The sequence below is a fragment of the Polynucleobacter sp. JS-JIR-II-b4 genome (genome assembly GCF_018687815.1).
Lineage (GTDB): Bacteria > Pseudomonadota > Gammaproteobacteria > Burkholderiales > Burkholderiaceae > Polynucleobacter.
Genome location: NZ_CP061306.1, coordinates 1636437 through 1658218, shown reverse-complemented (window position 1 = coordinate 1658218; position 21782 = coordinate 1636437). Strand labels below are relative to the sequence as shown.

At 45.0% G+C, this 21782-nt stretch carries 18 protein-coding genes and 1 tRNA gene; 17 read left to right on the top strand and 2 right to left on the bottom strand.

Features of this window, described 5'->3' with window-relative positions; all coding sequences use genetic code 11:
- Nucleotide 1 precedes the first annotated feature (1 nt).
- The gene (gene folE2 / locus ICV90_RS08425; RefSeq protein ID WP_215358468.1) at nucleotides 2–829 is read left to right on the top strand and encodes a GTP cyclohydrolase FolE2; all 828 of its coding nucleotides are present in this window, start codon (nucleotides 2–4) and stop codon (nucleotides 827–829) included.
- 12 nt (nucleotides 830–841) lie between these two features.
- On the opposite strand, the gene tsaD is transcribed toward folE2, so the two are convergent.
- Nucleotides 842–1915 carry a tRNA (adenosine(37)-N6)-threonylcarbamoyltransferase complex transferase subunit TsaD gene (gene tsaD, locus ICV90_RS08420; RefSeq protein WP_215358466.1) on the bottom strand — a complete coding sequence of 358 codons (1074 nt, stop codon included), beginning with the start codon at nucleotides 1913–1915 and terminating at the stop codon, nucleotides 842–844.
- Nucleotides 1916–1992: 77 nt separating this feature from the next.
- On the opposite strand from tsaD, the gene rpsU reads away from it, so the two are divergent.
- The 7 genes from rpsU to ICV90_RS08385 all read left to right on the top strand — a co-directional run bounded on the left by rpsU (nucleotide 1993) and on the right by ICV90_RS08385 (nucleotide 10255).
- The gene (gene rpsU, locus ICV90_RS08415) at nucleotides 1993–2205 is read left to right on the top strand and encodes a 30S ribosomal protein S21 (RefSeq protein ID WP_011903537.1); all 213 of its coding nucleotides are present in this window, start codon (nucleotides 1993–1995) and stop codon (nucleotides 2203–2205) included.
- A gap of 128 nt (nucleotides 2206–2333) precedes the next feature.
- Nucleotides 2334–2780 (top strand): GatB/YqeY domain-containing protein, encoded by a 447-nt coding sequence (locus tag ICV90_RS08410; protein WP_215358464.1) that lies wholly within the window; start codon nucleotides 2334–2336, stop codon nucleotides 2778–2780.
- Nucleotides 2781–2829: 49 nt separating this feature from the next.
- Nucleotides 2830–4806: a DNA primase gene (dnaG, locus tag ICV90_RS08405; RefSeq protein WP_215358462.1), complete on the top strand. Its 1977-nt coding sequence runs from the start codon at nucleotides 2830–2832 to the stop codon at nucleotides 4804–4806.
- A gap of 234 nt (nucleotides 4807–5040) precedes the next feature.
- On the top strand, nucleotides 5041–7629 hold the full coding sequence (rpoD, locus tag ICV90_RS08400) for an RNA polymerase sigma factor RpoD (protein ID WP_215358460.1): 2589 nt from the start codon (nucleotides 5041–5043) through the stop codon (nucleotides 7627–7629).
- 12 nt (nucleotides 7630–7641) lie between these two features.
- A tRNA-Ile gene (locus tag ICV90_RS08395) sits at nucleotides 7642–7718 on the top strand.
- A 137-nt stretch (nucleotides 7719–7855) separates the two neighbouring features.
- Nucleotides 7856–9256: a M20 family metallopeptidase gene (locus ICV90_RS08390; RefSeq protein ID WP_215358458.1), complete on the top strand. Its 1401-nt coding sequence runs from the start codon at nucleotides 7856–7858 to the stop codon at nucleotides 9254–9256.
- 75 nt (nucleotides 9257–9331) lie between these two features.
- Nucleotides 9332–10255: a tripartite tricarboxylate transporter substrate binding protein gene (locus tag ICV90_RS08385; RefSeq protein ID WP_251367714.1), complete on the top strand. Its 924-nt coding sequence runs from the start codon at nucleotides 9332–9334 to the stop codon at nucleotides 10253–10255.
- Nucleotides 10256–10368: 113 nt separating this feature from the next.
- Here ICV90_RS08385 and ICV90_RS08380 read toward each other — a convergent pair whose 3' ends face one another.
- Nucleotides 10369–11286 carry an MBL fold metallo-hydrolase gene (locus tag ICV90_RS08380; protein ID WP_215358454.1) on the bottom strand — a complete coding sequence of 306 codons (918 nt, stop codon included), beginning with the start codon at nucleotides 11284–11286 and terminating at the stop codon, nucleotides 10369–10371.
- A gap of 524 nt (nucleotides 11287–11810) precedes the next feature.
- On the opposite strand from ICV90_RS08380, the gene ICV90_RS08375 reads away from it, so the two are divergent.
- The 9 genes from ICV90_RS08375 to ICV90_RS08335 all read left to right on the top strand — a co-directional run bounded on the left by ICV90_RS08375 (nucleotide 11811) and on the right by ICV90_RS08335 (nucleotide 21667).
- Complete coding sequence (locus ICV90_RS08375; RefSeq protein WP_215358452.1) at nucleotides 11811–12854, top strand: alpha/beta hydrolase; 1044 nt, start codon at nucleotides 11811–11813, stop codon at nucleotides 12852–12854.
- A 31-nt stretch (nucleotides 12855–12885) separates the two neighbouring features.
- Nucleotides 12886–13866: a fumarylacetoacetate hydrolase family protein gene (locus tag ICV90_RS08370; RefSeq protein ID WP_215358450.1), complete on the top strand. Its 981-nt coding sequence runs from the start codon at nucleotides 12886–12888 to the stop codon at nucleotides 13864–13866.
- A 3-nt stretch (nucleotides 13867–13869) separates the two neighbouring features.
- Nucleotides 13870–14826, top strand: coding sequence for a tripartite tricarboxylate transporter substrate binding protein (locus ICV90_RS08365; protein WP_215358448.1), 957 nt, complete (start codon nucleotides 13870–13872; stop codon nucleotides 14824–14826).
- A 15-nt stretch (nucleotides 14827–14841) separates the two neighbouring features.
- Complete coding sequence (locus ICV90_RS08360) at nucleotides 14842–15384, top strand: VOC family protein (RefSeq protein ID WP_215358446.1); 543 nt, start codon at nucleotides 14842–14844, stop codon at nucleotides 15382–15384.
- Between the two features lie 58 nt (nucleotides 15385–15442).
- Entirely contained in the window at nucleotides 15443–16711 is a 1269-nt protein-coding gene (locus ICV90_RS08355; RefSeq protein WP_215358444.1) for an amidohydrolase family protein, read from the top strand.
- Between the two features lie 64 nt (nucleotides 16712–16775).
- On the top strand, nucleotides 16776–17846 hold the full coding sequence (locus ICV90_RS08350; protein WP_215358442.1) for an isocitrate/isopropylmalate dehydrogenase family protein: 1071 nt from the start codon (nucleotides 16776–16778) through the stop codon (nucleotides 17844–17846).
- Between the two features lie 266 nt (nucleotides 17847–18112).
- Nucleotides 18113–19546, top strand: coding sequence for an FAD-dependent tricarballylate dehydrogenase TcuA (tcuA, locus tag ICV90_RS08345; protein ID WP_215358440.1), 1434 nt, complete (start codon nucleotides 18113–18115; stop codon nucleotides 19544–19546).
- A complete protein-coding gene (tcuB, locus tag ICV90_RS08340; protein ID WP_215358438.1) occupies nucleotides 19533–20678 on the top strand; it encodes a tricarballylate utilization 4Fe-4S protein TcuB in 1146 nt (381 codons plus the stop codon). The genes tcuA and tcuB overlap by 14 nt, the downstream gene beginning before the upstream one ends.
- A gap of 5 nt (nucleotides 20679–20683) precedes the next feature.
- Nucleotides 20684–21667: a tripartite tricarboxylate transporter substrate binding protein gene (locus tag ICV90_RS08335; RefSeq protein ID WP_215358436.1), complete on the top strand. Its 984-nt coding sequence runs from the start codon at nucleotides 20684–20686 to the stop codon at nucleotides 21665–21667.
- Nucleotides 21668–21782 lie beyond the last annotated feature (115 nt).

Here is a 21782-nt window from a genome sequence, read left to right as displayed (position 1 = left end):
GATGAATGACTTGAATCCCGCCTTTCTGAAAGCCAGCGCTATGCCTGACGTGCAATCCACCTTGGATGAGCGCGCACTTCCTATTGAGCAAGTTGGTATTCGTGGCGTGCGTCACCCGCTGACTATTCGCAGCAAGACGGGTAATTTTCCATCGGTTGGAACTTTTGAGATGGATGTGGCTTTACCTGCTCATGTAAAGGGTACACACATGTCTCGATTCATGGCGCTTCTCCAAAAACAAGATGCGGCAGTGGATAGCACTACCATTGTTGCCTTAGTACGCGATATGTTGCCTTTGCTCGATGCTAAAGAAGGTCATGTGCAATTTACTTATACGCACTTCGTTAAAAAAGCAGCACCGGTTTCTGGTGTAGAAAGCTTGATGGATTACGAAGTAACTTGGATGGCAACAGTCAAGCAAAATTCAACGGGCAGCGCTGATGTTGAATTGGGTTTACGTGCACAAGTTCCAGTGATGAGTTTATGCCCCTGCTCAAAAGAGATCTCTGAGTTTGGTGCGCATAATCAACGCTCACATGTCACTATGACTGTAGCGTTAGATTCCAAAACGCAGATGACGGTAGAAGATTTAGTTGCCGCCGCTGAAAGTGAAGCTTCTAGCGAGTTATGGGGATTGCTCAAGCGCCCTGACGAAAAATGGGTGACTGAGCATTCTTATAGCAACCCGAAGTTCGTAGAAGACTTAGTGCGTGATGTGGCCGGCAATCTCAAGGCTGATCAGCGTATTCGCTCTTTTGTAGTGGAGGCTGAGAATTTTGAATCTATTCACAACCACAGTGCATTTGCCAGAATCAGCCATCAGAAATAACAAGCAATAAATCTATTTCAGATTATTGCTTTGCAAATCCCAGCGGGGTTTGATATCAAAGGCTCCAAATGTTGTGGAGCCATTATTTTTTTCGATCATACGTAGCGCTCCAGCAAAGGCAATCATCACGCCATTATCTGTGCAGAGTTCAAGTGGTGGGTGATGCACCTCAAAGCTATTTCGTTGCGCTTTGTCATTGAGCGCAGCACGCAGTTGCAAATTGGCGCCAACACCGCCTGCAAGCACCAAATGTTTGCAAGCTGATTGTTTAAGAGCCTTCTCCGATTTACTGACAAGAACTGCCACGATGGAGTCAACAAAGCTTCTAGCAAGATCCGCATGAAATTGTGTGACCTCTGAAGGATTCGTAATATTTTTTTCTGCAAACTTTTTCACTTGATTGAGGACGGCCGTCTTTAATCCCGAGAAAGAAAAATCTAAATCGCCAGAGTGCAGCATGGGTTTAGGTAAATCAAAAATACCCGGGCGACCTTCTTCTGCCAATTTAGAAATAGATGCCCCACCTGGGTAATCCAAGCCAAGTAATTTGGCCGTCTTATCAAAGGCTTCTCCCGCCGCATCATCCAAGGTTTCGCCAAGCAGCTCGTATTGACCAATCCCTGAGACCTTCATAAGTTGCGTATGGCCACCAGATACCAGCAGGGCGATAAAGGGGAATTGAGGGGTGGTTTGCCCTAAAAGTGGGGAAAGTAGGTGTCCTTCGAGGTGATGTACCCCAATAGACGGTAAATTGAGGCCTTGGGCCAGAGATTTGGCAAAAGCGCTTCCTACCAGGAGGGCGCCAGCCAATCCGGGGCCCTGAGTGAATGCCACGGCATCAATATCGGCTAATTTGAGGCCGGATTGGGCTAAGGATTGGTCTAAAAGGGGTAAAACACGACGAATATGGTCGCGGGAGGCTAGTTCGGGGACAACGCCCCCATAGTCCCGGTGCATGGCGATCTGGGAGTGCAAGCCCTGGCCCAATATGCCCTGGAAGGCCGGTTTACCCTCTTCCCAAGGCGTGGTGTTGTATAAAGCCACCCCGGTCTCGTCACAAGAAGTTTCTATTCCTAAAACAATCATTTTTTTACTTAGCCGTGCTAGAATCGCAATTCAGTTAATTTTTCGATATCTATCGAGCATATACGAGTTAAATAAGTATGACTACAGTCCGCCTCCGCGAAAACGAACCATTTGAAGTGGCATTGCGCCGTTTCAAGCGCACCATTGAAAAGAATGGCCTTTTGACAGACTTGCGTGCACGCGAGTTCTACGAGAAGCCAACGGCTGAACGTAAGCGCAAGAAGGCTGCAGCTGCTAAACGCCATTACAAGCGTATTCGCAGCCAAATGTTGCCTAAGAAGCTTTACTAATAGAATTTAAAAGCTCTCCTCACCGAGAGGCTTTGAAACCCGCTGACGGTGAAACGCAGCGGGTTTTTGCTTTTTAATCACCATTATTAAATGTTCGACGTTTTATATTCAACACCAGGAATAAAGCCATGAGTCTAAAAGATCAAATCACTGAAGATATGAAAAACGCTATGCGCGCTAAAGAAGTTGAGCGCCTTGGAACAATTCGTCTTTTGTTGGCGGCGATTAAGCAACGCGAAGTCGACGAGCGCATTGTGGTTGACGATGCTGGTGTGATTGCGACTGTCGAAAAAATGATTAAGCAACGTAAAGATTCGATCTCTCAGTTTGAAAAAGCCAATCGCGATGATTTAGTTGCGATTGAAGCTGCTGAGATGGTGATTTTGCAAACGTATTTGCCTGCGCAGTTATCCGATGCTGAAGTAGAGGCTGCAGTAGCTGCCGCCGTTGCTTCGACTGGCGCTGCAGGCCCACAGGATATGGGTAAGGTCATTGGCGTACTTAAAGGTCAATTGGCTGGCAAAGCAGATATGGGTAAAGTATCTGGCTTGGTAAAAGCCGCATTGGCGAAGTAAGTAAACTCAGTAGCTAGTCAAGAAAGCAAAATCCTTTCATACTGGCTACATGGCGCTAATTCCACAATCCTTCATTGCCGATCTTTTAAATCGGGTTGATATCGTTGATGTGGTTGGGCAGCACGTTAAGCTAAAAAAAGCGGGCGCGAACTTTCAGGGTTTGTGCCCCTTTCATTCAGAGAAATCCCCCTCATTTTCGGTATCGCCTACTAAACAGTTTTATCACTGCTTTGGTTGTGGCGCTCATGGCTCTGCCATTAGCTTCTTAATGGAGTATTCCGGACTTGGATATGTAGATGCGATCGAGGATCTTGCCCGTTCTGCGGGTTTGGATGTGCCTCGTGAGGAGCGCACTGCGAATGATGTAGCAAGACAGCAGCAAGCAATGGCATTGAGTGAGGTGATGAGTGCTGCTGCTGATTGGTATCGCCAACAACTAAAGGGCAACACTAGGGCGGTTGAGTATTTAAAAGGTCGCGGACTTACCGGTGAGATTGCTAAGCGTTATGCCTTGGGTTACGCGCCTGACGGCTGGCAGGGTCTTGAGGCGGTGTTTGGCGCTTACTCCAACGATGAGATAGCGAAGACCTTGGTGGAAGGCGGCTTGCTTATTCAGGGTGAGCAGTCCGAAGGTGCGAATGTAAAGCGCTACGACCGTTTCCGTGACCGCATTATGTTTCCTATTCGTAATCCCAAGGGTCAAACCATTGGCTTTGGTGGGCGGATTTTGGATCAAGGTGAGCCAAAGTATTTAAATTCTCCTGAGACGCCATTGTTCTCAAAAGGCAATACGCTCTATGGCTTGTTTGAAGCAAGACAAGCGATTCGTGCACAAGAATATGTTTTGGTATGCGAAGGTTATATGGATGTTGTTGCCTTAGCGCAATTGGGGTTCCCCAACGCGGTTGCAACACTGGGTACAGCTTGTACGGCAAACCATGTACGCATGCTACTCAGACAAACCGAGAAAGTGGTTTTCTCATTTGATGGCGACTCTGCTGGTCAACGTGCGGCACAGCGTGCACTTGAAGCATGCTTACCACTCATGTCAGACGATAAAGAAATTCGTTTCTTATTCTTACCGACAGAGCATGACCCTGATAGCTATGTTCGTGCTTATGGCGCACCTGCTTTTGAGAAGGTGATTAAAGAAGCGATGTCTATCTCTAGCTTCTTCTTTAAGGTTGTTAGTGAGGGTCACGAGCAAACTACCCCAGAAGGTCGAGCCCATACCCATCATGCCGCTAAGCCACTTTTACTGTCGATGCCTCCCATTGCTTTGCGTACGCAAATCTTGCGCGAGCTCGCGATTCGTACCAATACTACCCCTGCAGAACTTGAAGCATTTTGTGGGTTAACGGTAGCGCCTGCACCTGTTCGTCAAACTACTTATCAGCCAGCACAGGCCCGCTATCAAGGTGGACAAGGTAATCAAGGCAACCCAAATAGCCAAAATAATTTTTCTAATAATGGCAATCGTCAAGGCGCGCCTTGGCAAGCATCCAAAGGATCTGCAAAAAGAGTTGCCACTCAAAATATAGAGCCACCCAAAGCACCAACGGATTTAGCCGAGCAAATGCTGCGAGTGATTATTCAGTTTCCGCATTTGGGAAAAGCTTTGGATCCGAACAAGCGCGCACTAGCATTGAAGGCGGCAGAGCAGAGATCCGAAAAAGCCCACGCTTTGATGAAAGACCTTTTGTCACAGTGTGACTTGGTTGAGTTGATTCCAGGTGAGGGCAATAAGCCAGCGATCGCGGGTGCCGGTGCATTTGCCATGTTCCAAGATCAACTCTCTCGTAGTGAGTTAGCTCCTCTCTATGAGGTCCTGAGAAATCGAGTGATGGGCTCCGATTTGGAGTTAGAGGGTGCGGCTGCTGATCTTGAGGGGGCGTTCAAAAAGCTGGAGTTAACCCATCTCAAGCAAGAAATGACTGAAATTGCCCAAAAGATCTCTGGAAGCACTGCTTCCGAACAAGATAAGGCCCGTTATCGGGAATTGGGCGAAAAGCTGAAATTCTCCTAAGAATTTACTGAAACACCCCTAGAAATCCTCAGAAATTACCCCATATTTTTAAGTGTTACGGGGGTAAAAAAGTCGCAATCGACTATAATCCTCTGTTCCCAAGAAAAAACCGATTTAATTCAGCCACTTGCGCTTTATTTTGATGAAATTTGGGGTAAGTGGGTAAGTGAGTTACTACGGGGCTGTGTTTCATCAGTCGATATCAACAACAGTAATGTGAGTAAGTGCTAATAAATGCCGAATATTAAGACCAAAAAACCAGCTCCAAAAGCGAAAGCTCCAGCTAAACCAGTAAAAGCGGCTGCAAAACCAGCTGCCAAAGCAAAAACCCCGGCTAAGCCAGTAAAGGCTGCCGCAAAACCAGTTTCTAAAGCTAAAGCTCCAGCTAAGCCAGCTCCAAAAGCGAAGGCGCCTGCTAAACCAGTAAAGGCTGCTGCTAAGCCGGTTACTAAAGTAAAGACTCCTGCGAAGCCGGCCCCAAAAGCGAAAGCACCTGCCAAGCCAGTAAAGGCAGCTGCGAAGCCAGCTCCAAAAGTGCCAGCTAAAGCTCCAGCTAAACCAGCAAAAGCTGCTGCGAAGCCAGCAGCAAAAGCGCCAGCAAAGCCAGTTGCTAAAGCCCCCGTAAAGGTTGTAAAGGCAGAAGTCAAAGTTGAGCCAGTTAAAAAGGGTAAAGCTGCGCCTGCACCTAAAGCTGAACCGGCTAAGGCTGTGAAGGAAGCTAAGGAAGCAAAAGAGACAAAAGAAACTAAAGAAACTAAAGGTAAAAAAGCCCAGGTTGCTGAAGTTGAAGTGCCAGCAGTTGAGGAAGAGAAGAAGCGTGGCCGTAAAGCCAAGGCGGATGCTCCTGCAGAAAATGCGGAGCCAGTTTTAACTGATCGTCAAAAAGCGCGTGAGCGTAAAGCTAAAGAGAAGGCGCTCTTAAAAGAATTCGCAGCACAGCAGTTGGGTACTGAAGAGCAGCAAGAGTTACGTCGTGCTCGTTTGAAGACTTTGATCAAGATGGGTATGTCCAAGGGCTATTTAACCCATGGCGAGATGAATGACGTGATGTCTGACGAGTTGTCTGATGCAGACGCATTAGAGACTTTGATCAGCTTGCTCAACGACATCGGTATTACTGTTTACGAACAAGCACCCGATGCTGAAACTTTAATCCTGTCTGACAACACAGAAGCTGCGGCTTCCGAAGAAGAGGCTGAAGAAAAAGCTGAAGCTGCTTTATCTACAGTTGATTCAGAATTCGGACGCACTACCGATCCAGTACGTATGTATATGCGTGAGATGGGTACAGTGGATTTGCTGACTCGCGAAGGCGAGATCGTCATTGCGAAGAAGATCGAGGCCGGCCTTAAAGACATGGTGATGGCTTTGGCTGCTTGCCCTGTAACGATTGCTGAGATCCTTAGCAACGTTGACAAGATTGCTAGTGGCGAGATGGAGATTGACCAGTTTGTTGATGGTTTGGTTGATCCAAACGCAGAAGATATTAAGCTTGGACCTGAAGAGCCAGAAGTTGATCCGGATGCTGAAGAGGGCGAAGATGACGGCGGTGAAGACGAAGGTGGCGGTGGCGGCGGTGGCGCTGCAACGGCTAACGCCAAGCAATTAGAAGAGTTAAAGCAGATTTCTTTAGAGAAGTTTGCCATCGTTCGCACACAAGCTGACAAGATGCGCCGCGCCTTTGATAAGGATGGTTATAACTGTCCTGCGTATCTGAAAGCGCAAGAGGCAATTCGTGCTGAATTGCTTGGCTTCCGCTTAACAGCGAAGAGTGTTGAGAAGTTATGCGACACCATGCGCTCACAAGTGGATCAAGTATGGAAACTTGAGCGTGGCATCGTTAGCTTGTTGGTAGACAAAGTGGGCGTTAATCGTAGTGAAGTATTAAAAGATTTCCCTAAAATGTCTATGAATTTGACTTGGACTGAGAAGTTACTTAAAGAGAACAAGCCTTACAGCGCACTCTTGCAACGTAATGTTCCTGCGATTCAAGAACTTCAGCAGAAGTTGATTGATATTCAGAAGAATGTCGTTATTCCACTTCCAGAATTAAAAGAAGTAAACAAGCAAATGATCGCCGGCGAGAAGCGTGCCCGCGAAGCGAAACGTGAGATGACAGTAGCCAACTTACGTTTGGTAATCTCGATTGCTAAGAAATACACTAACCGTGGCTTGCAGTTCTTGGACTTGATTCAAGAGGGCAACATTGGTTTGATGAAAGCGGTAGATAAGTTTGAATACCGTCGTGGTTATAAGTTCTCTACCTATGCAACATGGTGGATTCGTCAGGCGATTACTCGTTCGATTGCTGACCAGGCTCGTACGATCCGTATCCCTGTTCACATGATCGAGACAATCAACAAGATGAACCGTATCAGCCGTCAGATCTTGCAAGAAACTGGCCATGAGCCAGATGCTGCAACCTTGGCGCTGAAGATGGAGATTCCTGAAGACAAGATTCGTAAGATCATGAAGATTGCTAAAGAGCCTATCTCTATGGAGACCCCAATTGGTGATGATGAAGATTCTCATTTGGGCGATTTCATTGAAGACGGCAATACATTGGCTCCAGCTGAAGCAGCATTGCATGACTCTATGCGTGATGTGGTGAAAGACGTTCTCGATTCATTGACACCGCGCGAAGCAAAAGTATTGCGTATGCGCTTTGGTGTTGAGATGAGCACTGATCACACCCTCGAAGAAGTCGGCAAACAGTTTGACGTTACTCGTGAGCGTATTCGTCAGATCGAAGCTAAGGCTCTGAGAAAAATGCGTCATCCAAGCCGTAGCGACAAACTCAAGACCTTCCTCGAGGAAGATTGATCCAAGACTAACGGGCCCATAGCTCAGTTGGTTAGAGCAGAGGACTCATAATCCTTTGGTCCCAGGTTCAAGTCCTGGTGGGCCCACCACAGATAAAATGCCAACCTTCGGGTTGGTATTTTTTTTGGCTATTAAGTTGATATATGTCTAGAAGAGTTGACTCGAGTCTATAGGCTGGGATTTTCAGTTGGTGCAGTCGCTAAATAAGTCTTTATAGTAAGTCATTATGAAAAGAGAAAATTTCCTATCTTCTGTGCAGGCCTGGTTTGAGCAAGGTGAACTGCAAAAAGCGCTGGCTAGCCGTATAGCATATAAAACGGAAGGCGACTTGCCAGTTGCACCACAAGAACTCTGGGGTTACTTGCAGGATGAAATTACGCCATACCTAGAAAAGATGGGGTTTGTTTCGGAGATTTTTGATAATCCTATTTCTGGGGCAGCGCCAATCTTGGTTTCCAGGCGAATTGAAGATGTCAATTTACCAACCTTATTAATTTATGCCCATGGTGATGTAGTAAATGGTCAAGATACTCGCTGGCAGGAAGGTTTAAATCCATGGTTACTATCGCAAGATGGTGAACGCTGGTATGGTCGCGGCTCGGCTGACAATAAAGGTCAGCATACTATTACTTTATTCGGCTTAGAAAGAGTCTTAAAGGCTCGTGAAGGTGTATTGGGTTTTAACGTTACCGTATTAATGGAGATGGGAGAAGAGGCTGGCAGCCCTGGCTTAGGAAATTTTTGCGAGAGCCAGAAGGAATTACTTAAAGCTAACTTACTTATTGCAAGTGACGGCCCTCGCGTTAACGCTGAAACGCCAACTATTTTTTTGGGATCAAGAGGACTCGTCAACTTTAGTCTGCAAGTTAAATCTCGAGATAAGGCCTACCATTCTGGCAATTGGGGCGGAGTTCTTGTAAATCCAGCTACTCGTTTAGTTCATGCATTAAGTCATTTGGTTGATGCTCATGGCAAGATTTTATTGGATGACCTTAAGGCTCCAGCGCTCGATCCTCTAATAAGAGATGCATTGAAATCAGTTGTAGTCGGTAAAGGCAAAGATGACCCTGCAATAGATCTTGCTTGGGGGCAGTTGGGATTAACGCCAGCCGAGAAATTGATTGCAAGCAATACCTTAGAAATTCTGGCTCTTGGTTCTGGGCAACCGGATCGCCCAGTTAACGCTATCCCCTCACAGGCAATCGCACATTGTCAATTGCGCTTTGTTGTTGGAACAGACTGGAATAATTTGTTAAAGCATGTGCATGATTATCTAGTCAAGTTAGGATTTGATGATGTTGTGGTGAGGGTAAATGCATTCACGCCGGCTACACGTCTTGATTTGAAAAATCCCTGGGTTAATTGGGTTAAGTCCTCCATTGAAAAAACTACGGGCAAACAGGCAACGGTTTTACCTAATCTAGCCGGCTCATTGCCGAATGATGTGTTTGCGGACATTTTAGGGTTACCAACGATTTGGGTACCACATTCTTATCCAGCATGTAATCAGCATGCTCCTAATGAGCATATGCTTAAACCAGTTGCTGCTGAAGGCCTGAAAATGATGGCGGGCATATTTTGGGACTTAAGTGAAAAATCTACTGCTACAAATTTTTCCTGGAACTAATTATTTTTTAGGCATTTAAAAATGAATGTAATGAATAAAATCAGACTGTACTTTTTAAGTGCAATTCTTTTTGTAATGAGTACAGTAGTTCAGGCTCAATCATGGCCAAGTAAGCCCCTGAATTTAATTGTTCCCTTTCCTCCTGGGGGAGCAACTGATGTTTTAGGTCGCGTCTTATCAGAGGCTTTGCCGCCAAGGTTAGGCCAGCCGGCGATTGTAGAAAATAAACCAGGCGGCTCAACTGTCATTGGTGTGATGGCAGCCCTTCGCGCGCCCGCAGATGGATATACGGTGCTGGTATCTGCGAGCAGTAGCTTTGTTGTATTGCCCGCATTGCGCTCCAATCTTCCTTACGATATTGAAAAAGATATCTACCCAATTAATCTTTCCGTCACTACACCTTTGGTAATTGTTACCTCAACAGATAAGCCTTATATGAAGCTTGCTGATTTAATTGCACAAGCCAAGGCTAAGCCTAAATCTTTGAGATACACAAGCTATGGTCCGGGCACAACCCCGCACTTGGCGACAGAGATTTTTGCAGGTGCTGCACAAATTGATGTTGAGCCCATTCCATACAAGGGTAGTAGCGATGCTATTTTGTCTCTGATTCGCGGTGATGCTGATTTTGGTTTGGAGACTATCGCAGCAGCAGGAGCCCAAATCAAAGCAGGTAAGTTGCGTGCACTTGCTGTTACCTCTCCTTCACGCTCACGTTTTCTGCCCGATGTCCCTGGATTAGATGAGTTGCGTTTACCGGCAGCAACCTTCGAGGTTTTTTATGGAGTTGCTTTGTCATCTTCGGTTCCAAAGCCAATTGCTAGCAAGTTTGCAAAAGCTGTATCAGAGGCTATGAACACCTTAGAGGTAAAGGAGAGGATGGCAGGTCAATCACTTGAGGTTGCTAATAAAGGGCCGGAGGCTATGGCAACCTTTATGAAGGCTGAAATTGCCCGCTTTAAGGCATTAAACAAGCGTCTCAATATTCAACTGGAGTAGTTATGGCTATAAAAGCAGCCGTTTTTCCTATGCTCCGGTTGGCGGATTAGAAATGAAAAACCAACCCTTGGATTGATTTTTTTGTTGGTTTCTATAAAGCTTAGATAAGTTAGTTATTTCGGTAAAAGAATAATTTCTCCGACACCGGAATGATCATGTTTATTGCCATAGCTTCGACTGAATTCGGCTTGAGCAAACTCTCCAGAGCAGTGGCCTGCTGCGATCCTTTCAATACCCCATTTATTTTTAAAGTTTGAAACAATTTCAGTAATTTGTTGATCGCTGACATCAACTAAATGTAGTCCGCCGGCTAGTGTGTATATATTCGGATCAATTTCGGCGGCTGCCGTTAATATCTTTTCAATTCCAGGATGTGAGCACCCGACGATTACTGCTAATCCCTTAGGGGTCTTGATTGCTAATGAGAGTTCATTTAATTCCATCGTTCCTTTTTTCTCGGAAACGGTTTTAAAAAGGTAGAATCCCGGCATTACTTCTGTGGGCTTATCAATCAAGGTAATGTTGGCTGTTGGCCAAGCTGAGTCAACCTTGTACTTATCTTCGTACTTACCGTCAAAGTAGTGCAGATCTTGAGGAACATCATCCACTTTTCTGGAAATTAATTTTCCAAGTGGGCTAGCTCCATGGATTGGGTTGCCAAATGATCCTGCTTCGGTAGGTGCATAAAACTGAACCTTAGGGTTCTGCTCCAGAACAAATTGGAGTCCTGATGTGTGGTCACCATGCCTATGGGATAGGACAACAAAGTCTAAGTTCTTTAGGTTAATTTTGAGCTTCTTGACGTTATCAGCAAAGACTTTGTATTGTCCGCCGGTATCGAAGAGGATTCGCTTGCCGCCGTATTCGATGAGGGCTGCATATCCCCAGCCACGACCAAGATCAGAAGGTTTTCCAAACGCGTCATAAATAATTGTGATTTGGGCGGGCTTGTTATTTTGAGCAAGTAAAAAGCTCGGAATACCAATGATGCTTGATGCGGCTAGAGCTTTAAGAATTAGGCGACGATTCATGATCCCTCCTTAGATACTGCTAGTCTAATTCCATAAAAAAGTTTCAGTAGATACCCTTATCTTGCCCTGATTCAACCCGGCATTAATTGCCCATTTGCAGCTTCCAGCAATGCCACTAGACTCTACTTCAGTTCATTGGCTATAGTAAACAAACGAGCGTTACTTAAAGTAATACCTGTCAGTTTCAAATAAAAACTGTTTGGAGTAATGAAGTGTTAGATGGTTGCTCCAAAAATCCCTTTTGTTTTCAAAACCAAAGGGTGAGAGACTATTCTTTGTGGCCTTGTTAATCCAGTCACAGAAATACTCGCGGACCGATAATCAAGCGACATAACCTCATGAAATCCTGGTGGTTTTTTTGGATATCTACTCTCATAATCCTTTGGTCCCAGGTTCAAGTCCTTGTGGGCCTACCAGAAAAGGAAACCCTCATCAGAAATGGTGAGGGTTTTGTCTATTTGGGAGCGCTTGATAGTAATATCATGCAAAGATTATTAGCTTATACAAAAATTCTTGGAGACAAAATGAAAATCAATAAAAAGCTCTTTATTGGCTTACTTGCTTTCTTGGGATTTTCCCAAGCCTTTGCTGCAGGGAAAATCGAGATGAATGAATACATGATTCAGAGTGATACCCCTGGGATCTCTCTTTATCTGCGGAATAAGCATTTAGCGGGAATGAAAACGTTCTCACCTGATAAGACATTACTCTATGTTCATGGCTCTACCTATCCATCTGAAACCGCTTTTGATTTGTCATTGGGTGGCACATCTTGGATGGAATACATTGCCTCTAAAGGTTATGACGTTTGGTTGGTAGATTTGCGTGGTTACGGTAAATCCACGCGTCCACCAGAGATGGATCAACCTGCCGAGCAAAATCCTCCTTTGGTACGCACTAATGTTGCCGTAAGTGATGTCTCGAGTGCGGTTGATTACATTCTGAAGAAGCGCAATATCAATAAGATAAATTTACTTGGATGGTCATGGGGAACTACCATCATGGGCAAATACACCACCGAGAATAACCAAAAGGTAAATAAGTTAGTTTTATATGCTCCACAATGGTTGCGTCAAGGCGGTGCTCCATTGACTGATAAGGGCGGTCAGCTAGGCGCTTATCGCGTTGCCTCGGTGGCCGATGCCAAAAATCGCTGGCTGACTGGCGTTCCAGAAAATGCAAAAGCTAGCTTAATTCCACAAGGGTGGTTTGAGAAATGGGCTGCGGCAACATTTGAGACTGATCCATGGGGTAAAACCCAGGAACCAAAAAAACTGCGTGCGCCCAATGGTACCGTTCAAGATGCTCGTGAATTCTGGACGGCAGGTACGCCTGTTTATGACCCTAAAGATATTCGTGTGCCAGTAATGTTGGTGCACGCAGAATGGGATGCTGATTTACCAAGCTACATGATGTACGAGTATTTCACTAAGCTAGAGAATGCACCATACAAAATCATGTTGCAAATCAGTGAGGGCACTCACACCATCATTATGGAAAAGAATCGTATGTTGATGTTTACTGGCGTCCAGGAGTTCTTGGATAGTTCATTTAAACCAGAAAAATAATAGAAGTCTTTAAAATAATTTAGGAGGTTGGATGAAACTAGCTAGCTTGAAAACTGGCGATCGTGACGGGGCACTACTTGTTGTATCTAAAGACTTGAGCCGCGCAGCCTTAGTTCCGCAGATTGTAAAAACTATGCAAAAGGCTATTGAGAATTGGGTTTCGATTCAACCAAGTCTGTCAAAGATTTATGAGCAACTAAACGCTAATACCTCAAGTGAAGCCTTTGATCTGGATGTATCAAAATTAGAAAGCCCATTTCCAAGAAGTTATCAGTTTTTAGATGGCTCCGTATATTTGCACCATATGGAAAAGGCTCGTAAGGCTAGGGGTGCTGAGATGCCGCCTAATTACAAAACTGAGCCTTTGATGTATCAGGGCTTGTCAGACCGATTCTGTGGCCCCGAAGAAACTATGGTGTTTCCAGAGGCGACTTTGGAGCCAGACTACGAGGCTGAAGTTGCAATTGTTGTCGATGACGTACCAATGGGGACTACTAAGACTGATGCTGGTAAGCATATCAAGCTGGTAATGCTTTTAAATGATTACACATTACGAGCTTTAACTAAAACAGAGCTCCCTAAGGGCTTTGGATTTTTGCAGGCTAAGCCTACAAGCGCATTTTCACCTGTCGCAGTTACTTTAGATGAGTTGGGTGATGTGTGGGATGGTGAGAAATTACATTTGCCACTAATTTCTGGAATTAATGGCATGCGTATGGGTCAGCCAAATACTGGTCAAGACATGTTCTTTACCTATCTTGATTTAATTGAACATGCGTGCCGCACTCGGTCCCTAAGTGCAGGCACCATTATTGGTGCTGGGTCAGTAACCAATCAGGATGAAGCTAGTGGGTTTGGTTGCGTAGCTGAGGCTCGCATACATGAGCAAATGGTTCATGGAAAAGCCAGCACCCCGTTTTTGAAAAATGGGGACGAGGTCTATATCGAAATGTTGGATGACCATGGTCGCTCTATATTTGGTGCTATACGTCAAAAAATTAAAACTGTATAAAAAATGTTGATTAAAACCTTTTTATTCTCGGCATTTATAGCTGGCTCAGTCTGCGCTCAAACATCATCATCTGATAAGCCAATTACTTTAGTGCAGGGATTTGGTGCGGGCGGAAATTCTGACACTATTGCACGCATTATTGCCCCTGGCCTATCTAAAGAGTTGGGGCAACAGGTAATTGTTGATGCAAAGACGGGAGCCGGAGGTAATATCGCTAGTGCTGCAGTTGCTAAATCAGCGCCTGATGGCAATACCTTGATATTGATGACTGGAGGTCACGCAGTTTCTGCCGCTTTATATAAGCAGCTCAACTTTAATCCAATTGAGGATTTTGATTGGATTTCTATAGTGACACAGTTTCCATTTGCAGTTTCTGTCAGTGAGGAGAGTAAATTTAAGACCTTAGCTGATGTGATTAAGGCCGCTAGAGTAATGCCTGATTCGATCTCCTACACCTCGGTTGGAATTGGCTCAACTCAGCATTTATCTGGCGAGTTATTTGCTTCCATGGCTGGCGTAAAAATGATGCACGTGCCCTACAAGGGAGGGGCAGGACCCTTACAAGATGTTTTAGGCGGGAGGGTAGATGTCATGTTTGACTCTATTACCGTCACTAAAACTCAGATGGAAACGGGAAAGTTGAGGGCGCTAGGAGTTACTTCTTTGAAGCCATATAAGTTGTTGCCAGGAGTCTCCCCGGTTGCTGACGCTATCCCTGCGTATGAGGTTACTTCATGGACTGGTTTGGCCGCGCCAAAGGGCATGAGTCCTGAGGTATTAAAACGTTTGCATGTTGCTGTAATAAAAGTATTGTCAGATCCAGAAGTCATTGCCAAACTTGAAAATACAGGTGGGTTGGTTACGCCGTCTAGCTCAAGTCCTCAAATGAAGCAATACGTCACCGATCAAATTACCAAATGGAAAAGGGTGGTGGCTATGGCCAACATCTCCAAACAATAGTCTCCGGAGGTTCAAATGCTTTGCAAAAGGCTTCATCATGCTGCATATCGTTGTCTCGATGCTAAGGAAACGGTACAGTTTTACACCCAAATATTGGGTTTGAAGTTTTCACATGCCATGGGTGAGGATCATGTTCCTTCTACTGGTTTGTACAGCCCACATATCCATATCTTTTTTCAAATGGAAGATGGTAGCTGCATTGCATTTTTTGAGTGTCCAAAAGATCCTGGGAGTATCAAGGATAAGGAGTCACCAGACTGGATACAGCATTTTGCCTTTAAGGTCGAAAGTCTAGAGGTACTCATAGAGGCTAAAAAAGATTTAGAGAAAAAAGGGGTTAAAGTTTTAGGACCTACGAACCATGATGATTTCATCACCTCTATTTACTTCTTTGATCCATCTGGTCATCGCCTAGAGTTAACTGCAGATACTTGTGTGGCCTCTATGTACCCATTCTTTGAAGCTGAGGCGCCTAAAGTCTTGGCCTTATGGGATGAAACCCATGACTGGTCTCAAAGAGAAAAGCTTTTTGGCTCAAAGACTGGTTATAAGAGATAGCATCCGCATCCTTTAAAGGATAAAAATCAGCGCTAAAAAATATTGTGAGGAGACAAGCATGAATCACCAAAGACGAAAGTTATTGCAGTGCACCCTTGGGGTTGCAGCACTCCCTGTCCTGGGGAGTGTTGGAAGCAGTTTTGCGCAACAAGGGCTATCAGCTCCAGGCGGATATGACTTGTTGATAACGGGTGCACGCGTGATTGATCCATCTCAAAATCTTGATGCTGTAATGGATATTGGAGTTCGCAGCGGCCGCATCGTTGAGATACAAAAAAACTTGCCAAGAGACAAGGCTGCGCAGCAAATCAACGCAGTGGGAAAAATTATTACCCCTGGTTTGGTAGATTTACATGCTCATACCTATCCCCAAGCTTCCGCAATTGGCTTGCCTGCTGATGAGTTAGTACATTTTACTGCTACAACAACTTTTGTTAGTGCTGGCGATGCAGGCGGTAATAATTTCTCTGCCTTTAAAAACTTTATTCAAGCCCAGGCTCGTAGTCGTATGTTCGCTTTTGTACACATCTCATCAATTGGTTTAGCTGGCTATCCAATTGGTGAGATGAGAAACATTGATTACGCTAATATTGATTTAGCAGCGCGAGTAGTGAATGAGAACCCCGATCTAGTACTTGGCATTAAGGTGAGAGAAACATTGGATGTGGTGGGTGAGAACGGCATTGAGCCTTTGCGCAGAGCAAGAGAAGCGGCGGAGCGCTCAGGCATAAAGGGTACTCGAGTGATGTGCCATATTGGTAATGCTCCTGGCGATCTTGGGAACTTGTTGGACCTCCTGCGTCCAGGTGATATCTTGACTCATGCCTATAGTGGCGCTGGCAACAATACGGTGCAAAACGGTAAGCTCATTGCCGCAGCCTTAGAGGCCAAGAAACGGGGTGTAATTATTGATGTTGGGCATGGCGGTGGAAGTTTTGACTTTACGGTTGCTGAGCCTGCCATTCAGCAGGGTCTGATGCCGGATACGATCTCAAGTGATTTGCATGCATTTAGTGGCAACTCTCCCAGCATTCCCTATTTGCCAAATGTCATGAGCAAGTTCTTAACCTTGGGCTTTAGCCTGAACCAGGTGATTGCTATGGCTACTAATAGACCTGCGGCAATTATTAATCGCGATCCTTTGTTAGGCACACTAAAGAAAAATGCGTCGGCAGATATCTCTATATTTGATTTGGTTGAGAAGCCTGTCGAATGGTTAGATACTCGCAGCAATAAGCGTCCTGGAATGTACAGCTTAGTTCCAGTACAAACGATTCGTGCTGGTAGACCTTTCGGTAGACCTTTTGTTTCTCCGTTTGGATGGTGAAGTTGACGCTATATCAAAGATGCTGAGATCAAAAGCTTAGATTCTTCAATTAGAAAAGTAAGTAATGTCAAAAAAATTACACGTAGGAATTCTGGAGGGTGATGATATTGGTCACGAGATTGTGCCAGTTGCGGTAGAGGTTGCTAAGGCAGCAGCGAATATTCACCAGGTTGATATTGAGTGGGTACCATTGCCAGTCGGGCGTCGTGCGCTTGATATCCATGGCCATACCCTGCCACCAGAAACCTTAGAAACGCTGCATACTTTAGATGGTTGGATCTTGGGTCCCATTGGACATCGAGCTTATCCAAAGCAAGTGAATGCAATTAATCCCCATCCTATATTGCGCAAGCAATTTAATTTATTTGCAAACGTAAGACCAACACGCTCTTATCCAGACATAGGCTGTCTTCGTGATGATATTGATTTAATTATTGTTCGTGAAAATAATGAGGGCTTTCAGCCAGACCGGAATATGTTAGTTGGGAATGCAGAGTTTCGTCCAAGTGATGAGATGACGCTTTCAATGCGCGTAATTACTAGAACCGGCAGTCGACGTGTGGCCCAGGCTGCGTATGAACTTGCACGACAGCGAAAGAAGCATTTAACATATGTACATAAAGATACCGTCTTTAAGTTGGGTTGCGGGATGTTTGTTGAGGAATGCAAAAAATTAGCACCCGAATATCCAGATGTGCTAGTTGATGATGTGATTGTGGACACTATGGCAATGCGCCTCGTACGCGACCCTCAGAACTTTGACGTAATTGTCACCACTAATATGTTTGGCGACATCCTATCGGATGAAGCGGCAGGTCTCGTGGGTGGTTTAGGTATGGCGCCTGGTTTATGTATTGGCGATGGCGATGTGGCGATGGCGCAAGCGACCCATGGCTCGGCACCGGATATTGCTGGCAAAGGCATTGCCAATCCCTATTCCATAATTGAATCAACCCGCATGATGTTCGATTGGCTCGGGCATAGTAGAAATATCCCCGAGGCTGTGGCGATGGCAAGATCAATGTCAGAGGCAACCACGATAGCCCTAGCAAATCCGAATGCTCGGACTGGAGACATTAATGGCAAGGGTAATACCGCTTCAATGGCTAAAGCAATATTGGAGGCTTTGAAGTAATGTATTGAGATTGGATTTGTTGATATGCTTATAAAGATCGCGATGGAGAGTATGAGCAACAGCGCAGATCATGACGATTAACGTAGACTCCTACTAATATGGCTTGTTGTTGCGCTATAAAACACCAGCCTTTCTCCAGCGAGTGAAGCTTTCTTAAAATGGATTCAAAAGAGCGCCTGAGAAGGGGTTGGGATATTATTATTGTTTATACACAATAATTAAATATTGCACTTCTCAACATAAAAGTTCTATTAGATACTGCCATTATGAGTTCCCAAGCAAAACAAAATCCACTAGATGTGCTGGTCATTGGCGGCGGCAATGCCGCTCTTTGCGCCGCTCTTATGGCAAGAGAAGCTGGGGCTTCTGTATTGGTTTTAGAGGCTGCCCCAAGGGAATGGCGAGGCGGTAATTCAGCGCATACCCGCAACATTCGCGCAATGCATGAGCAACCGGAAGATGTCATGCTGGAATCCTATCCGGAAGAAGAATACTGGCAGGATATTTTGAAGGTAACCAGTGGCAAGACAGATGAAAAAATGGCTAGATATGTCATACGATCTTCATCTCAATGTCGCAAATGGATGAAGCATCATGGAGTGCACTTTCAGCCACCTTTATCAGGGACTCTTAATTTATCCCGTACTAATGCATTCTTTATGGGTGGTGGTAAAGCCTTAGTGAATGCCTACTACCGAAGTGCCGAGAAGTTGGGCGTAGAAATTCGCTACAACTCACCAGTAGATAAACTAGAAATCCAGAGTGGAAAATTTATAGCTGCTTATGTAGGTAATGAACGAATTGAGGCAAAGACTTGTGTCTTAGCTGCAGGTGGTTTTGAATCGAATCGCGAGTGGCTAAAAGAGGCTTGGGGTATTAATGAGTATGGCGAATCTCCAGCGGATAACTTTTTAATACGCGGCACCCAATACAATAAGGGTGTTTTGCTTAAGCAATTGATTGGGCTGGGTGCGGATTCAGTGAGCGATCCAACTCAGGCCCACATGGTTGCGGTCGATGCGCGAGCGCCTTTATATGACGGCGGTATTTGTACTCGCATTGATGCAGTTTCCTTTGGAATTGTTGTTAATAAAAATGCACAACGCTTTTCTGATGAAGGTGAAGACTTTTGGCCCAAGCGTTACGCCTTCTGGGGAAGATTGGTTGCTCAGCAGCCCGGCCAAATTGGCTATTCCATCATCGATTCCAAAGTATTGGGCCGTTTTATGCCACCGGTATTTCCAGGCGAAAAAGCAGATACCCTTGAAGAGTTAGCGAAAAAGCTTGGTATAGATCCAAGCGCCTTGGTGCAAACAGTGAGTGCATATAACGCAGCATGTCGAGTGGGCACTTTTGATCATACGATCATGGATGACTGTTACACCGAAGGTCTAGACCCACCAAAAACACATTGGGCCTTGCCGATAGATAAAGGTCCTTTTTATGGTTATGCAGTTCGACCTGGCGTTACATTTACCTACTTAGGTTTAAAAACCGATGAAACTGCAGCGGTTCGTTTTAATAATCAACCAAGCGTGAATTTATTCGTAGCTGGAGAGATGATGGCTGGAAATGTATTGGGTAAAGGTTATGCAGCAGGTATTGGCATGGCGATTGGAACAGTATTTGGGCGAATAGCGGGAAGTGAAGCAGCAAAAGCAGCGTTACATCATAGGAGCCATTCCCATGCAGCAACTTAAATCCTTAATTTTGGAAGCGAGTGCTTTAGGCTCAAATGCGCCAGAAGTAGAGGCGGCTCGTATGTTGACTATCTGCAATTCCTGCCGATACTGCGAGGGATTTTGTGCGGTCTTTCCTGCTATGACGAGACGGATAGAGTTTTTGCCTGCTGATGTGAATTTCATGGCAAATCTTTGTCATAACTGTGGGGCATGTTTGTATGCTTGCCAATACGCTCCACCACATGAATTTGCTGTAAATATTCCAAAAGTAATGGCACAAGTTCGTAAGGACACCTATATTGCTTATGCATGGCCAAAGGCCTTTGGCTCTTTATATAAATCAAATGGGGTGGCCGTTTCAATGGCGGCATCCCTTTCGCTCATTTTATTTTTACTGCTAACGCTGGTAGTGAATGGAACCCTAACTTCTGGTCCGCTTAACGGAAATTTTTACGCAATCTTTTCACACAATACCTTGGCAATCATGTTTGGCGCAGTTTTTGGATTTTCAATAATTGCCCTGCTAATTGGTTTGCAGAATTTCTGGCGCGGCATTGATCCGGGTCTTTCCTCGGGGGGTGCGGTCGCCGAAGCGACACATGACGCATTAACTTTGAAGTATCTTGGCGGTGGTCATGGAGAGGGCTGTAATAACGAAGACGATGCTTTTACTTTGTGGCGTAAGCGGTTTCACCATTTCACTTTTTACGGCTTCATGCTTTGCTTTGCGGCTACTAGCGTAGCAACTTTGTATCACTATTTACTGGATTTACATGCTCCATATGCGCTCAATAGTATTCCAGTCATTTTAGGAACGCTTGGCGGTATTGGTTTGCTGATTGGACCTGCAGGCCTACTATATTTGAATTTTAAGAGAAATGCTGAGCATGGAGATGCTTCTCAAAAACCAATGGATAGAGCATTTATTCTGCTGCTTTTCTTCATTAGCGCCTCAGGCTTAGCTCTCTTAGCCTATCGCGATACTAGTGCAATGCCTGCATTACTTGCTACCCATTTAGGCTTTGTGATGGGCCTCTTTTTAACAATGCCTTATGGGAAATTTGCCCATGGATTCTATAGGCTTGTAGCGCTTTTAAAGAATGCAATTGAAAAACGTCAACCCAACAAACTTGGCTTAAGTGGAGAATAGTAAAAATGATTACTACGAAACAGAAAAATATCTTTAATGTATTTCTAAGTCTTACATTAAGCTTACTTACTTACCCAGCATATTCTCAAGAATTTCCGCCTAAAAAGACGATCACTATGGTCGTTGGATTTGCAGCGGGTGGAGCTGCAGATACGGCAGCTCGGATCATTTCAAAAAAACTCAGTGAGAACATTGGTGCAAATGTGGTTGTCGATAACCGTGGTGGCGCAGGTGGAAATATTGCACATCAGTTTGCTGCTAATGGACCTACCGATGGCAGTACCATCCTATTTGGCTCAGTTGGACCGCTAACCATTGCTCCACATATGATGAAGCTTCCGTACGATCCCTTTAAGGATCTTTCGCCAATCACGATGGGGGTTAATTTCCCAAATATTCTTGTGGTCAATTCGGGTACTGGCATTAAAACGTTTGCAGAGTACATTGCTTATGCTAAAAAAAATCCTAAAAAATTAGAATATGCATCTACTGGACCTGGCTCTGCATCGCATCTAGCGGGAGAATTGCTAGACGAAATGGCTAGCATTCAAACGGTACACGTGCCTTACAAGGGTGGAGCGCCGGCGCTACAAGATTTACTAGGTGGTCGTGTTGCGGCATATTTCTCGACCTACAGTACGTCTCAAGCCTATATCGAAAATGGGCAACTGATTCCTTTGGCAGTTACGGGGCCGCAGCGCCTTAAATCGCTACCTAAAATCCCAACCATTGCCGAATCTGGATACGCTGGTTTTAATGCGACTAATTGGTATGCCTTTGTTGCCTCATCTAAGGTACCAGCTCCGATATTAGATCGCTGGAATGTGGAGATTGTGAAGGTTCTAAATTCGCCTGATGTAGTGAGGCAATTGAATGATCATGGTCTTACTCCAATGCCTACCTCGCGCGAGGAACTAGGAAAATATATGGCCAAAGAATCATTAACTTGGGGCCGGCTTATCAGGGAAAAGAAAATCACAGGCGAATAATATTTAGTGGACGCAGCTAAACCACCCTTGGAGATTTTTTCAGTGTTGCCGATTATAATAATCGCTCTCTCATAAAGGGATTTGGGGTATCGAATTTAGATATTCACTCCCAAAA